Below are 2090 nucleotides of genomic sequence, written 5' to 3' on the forward strand. Positions count from 1 at the left end.
GCCGAAGGATATATTCGGGGTGCGCCGAGGGCACTGAGCGAGCAGGGCGGGGCTCAGGTCAGACTGCCCGTCCCATCGTCAGCTCTTCCGGCTCAATTCCCGCATCGCATCGTCCAGGCCCGCCAGGGTCAGCGGATACATGCGGTCGTTCATCAGCTCGCGCATGATGCGGACCGACTGTGAATAGCCCCATTGCTCCTCGGGGATCGGGTTGAGCCACACCGTCGCGGGATAGGTGTTGGTCACCCGCTGGATCCAGGTCGCGCCGGCTTCCTCGTTGAAATGCTCGACCGATCCGCCGGGGTGGCTGATCTCATAGGGCGACATCGATGCGTCGCCGACGAAGATGACCTTATAGTCGTGGCCGAACTTGTGCAGCACGTCCCAGGTCGGGGTGCGTTCCTGAAAGCGGCGGCGATTGTCCTTCCACACGCCTTCGTAGAGGCAGTTGTGGAAGTAGAAGAATTCGAGATTCTTGAACTCGGCGGTCGCGGCGCTGAACAGCTCCTCGCACAGCTTGACCCAGGGGTCCATCGACCCGCCGACATCGAGGAACAGCAACAATTTGACCGCATTGTGCCGCTCCGGGCGCATGCGGATGTCGAGCCAGCCCTGCCGTGCGGTGCCGTCGATCGTGCCCTCGATGTCCAGCTCGTCCGCCGCACCTTCCCGGGCAAAGCGCCGCAGGCGGCGCATGGCGACCTTGATGTTGCGCGTGCCGAGTTCGCGGGTCGAGTCGAGATTCTTGAACTCGCGGCCTTCCCACACTTTCAGCGCGCGCTTGTGGACGCTTTCGCCACCGATGCGCACCCCCTCCGGGTTGTAGCCCGAATTGCCATAGGGAGAGGTGCCGCCGGTGCCGATCCACTTGTTGCCGCCCTGATGGCGCTCATGCTGTTCCTCGAGCCGCTTCTTGAGCGTCTCCATGATCTCTTCCCACGAGCCGAGCGACTTGATCGCCGCCATCTCCTCGGGGGTCAGATATTTTTCGGCGATGGCTTTCAGCCATTCCTCGGGGATTTCCGCGGTCTGGGCGCCATAGGTCGAGGCGATGCCCTTGAAGACCTTGGCGAACACCTGGTCGAAGCGGTCGAGCAGCCCCTCGTCCTTCACGAAGGTCGCGCGGGCGAGATAGTAGAAGGCCTCGGGGGTGCGATCGATCACGTCGCGATCAAGCGCTTCGAGGAGCACGAGATGCTCCTTCATGCTGGCGGGGATGCCTGCGGCGCGGAGCTCGTCGACGAAGGAGAAGAACATGGGCGGAGTTTGGCGCGGGGAAACGCGCGCGTCCAGCCTCAGCGCGCGTAGGCGTCGATCAGCGATCCGACATAGTCCGGGCGTTCCCCGGTCAGTTCGGGCGCGGGGCGGGCTCTGGCGATCTTCGCGCCGCCGACCGGACGGCCATAGATGAACCCGTGGACGGGGTAGCTGCGCCCGCCGAGACCTTCATTATCGCGATACCAGACCTTGACCCGCGTCCAGTCGCCATTGGGCGAAACGTCGAACAGGGTAACGTCCTGCTCCACCTGACCCCGCTTGCCGCCAATGCGCGACCAGTTGGCGTGGGTGACCATGATCGTGCGCGGTTCGATCACGCGACTGACTACCGCAACATGGCCGAGTTGAAGCGCTTCCGATTTGGCGAAGGCGACGACCGCGCCGACCTCCGGCACCTGGCCGCGCCGATATTTGCCCGCAGCCTGGCTCCACCAGGTCCAGGCGTCGCCCCAGATCTGGATGCCCGACGCGGCGCGCGCGAACGGCACGCATTCACCGACATAGTTGAGGATCGATGCCGAAGCGGGCGCCGCGACCAGTGCCGCGGCGCCAAGGATCGACAGCATGATCCGGCGGGGGGTCCGGTCCGACTGCATGGGGGTAGGATAGCGGCGCCGCGCTTCCGAATGGTTTGCGGGTGGGGTTAAGGAGGGACTCACCAATTCCTCCCCTGAGCTTGCTCAGGCGAGGGGGACCGCTCGCGAAGCGAGTGGTGGAGGGGCCGCCCTCGCAGAGGGCGGATTTTTGCCGAGCTGTCCACGGCCGTCTGCGCGGCCGCCCCTCCGTCAGCGCTGCGCGCTGCCACCTCCCCT

At 65.2% G+C, this 2090-nt stretch carries 2 protein-coding genes; both read right to left on the bottom strand.

Features of this window, described 5'->3' with window-relative positions; genetic code table 11:
- Nucleotides 1-78: 78 nt before the first annotated feature.
- Nucleotides 79-1257: a vWA domain-containing protein gene (locus AX681_RS08100; protein WP_066656602.1), complete on the bottom strand. Its 1179-nt coding sequence runs from the start codon at nt 1255-1257 to the stop codon at nt 79-81.
- A gap of 38 nt (nt 1258-1295) precedes the next feature.
- Entirely contained in the window at nt 1296-1874 is a 579-nt protein-coding gene (locus AX681_RS08105; protein WP_066656600.1) for a CHAP domain-containing protein, read from the bottom strand.
- Between the last annotated feature and the right edge of the window lie 216 nt (nt 1875-2090).

It is taken from the genome of Sphingomonas sp. CCH9-E2 (genome assembly GCF_001557215.1).
GTDB lineage: Bacteria > Pseudomonadota > Alphaproteobacteria > Sphingomonadales > Sphingomonadaceae > Sphingomonas.

What these genes read in the sequence shown, in the direction of transcription:
- AX681_RS08100 (WP_066656602.1), bottom strand. Translation starts at nt 1,257, where the DNA reads ATGTTCTTCTCCTTCGTCGACGAGCTCCGCGCCGCAGGCATCCCCGCC.
- AX681_RS08105 (WP_066656600.1), bottom strand. Translation starts at nt 1,874, where the DNA reads ATGCAGTCGGACCGGACCCCCCGCCGGATCATGCTGTCGATCCTTGGC.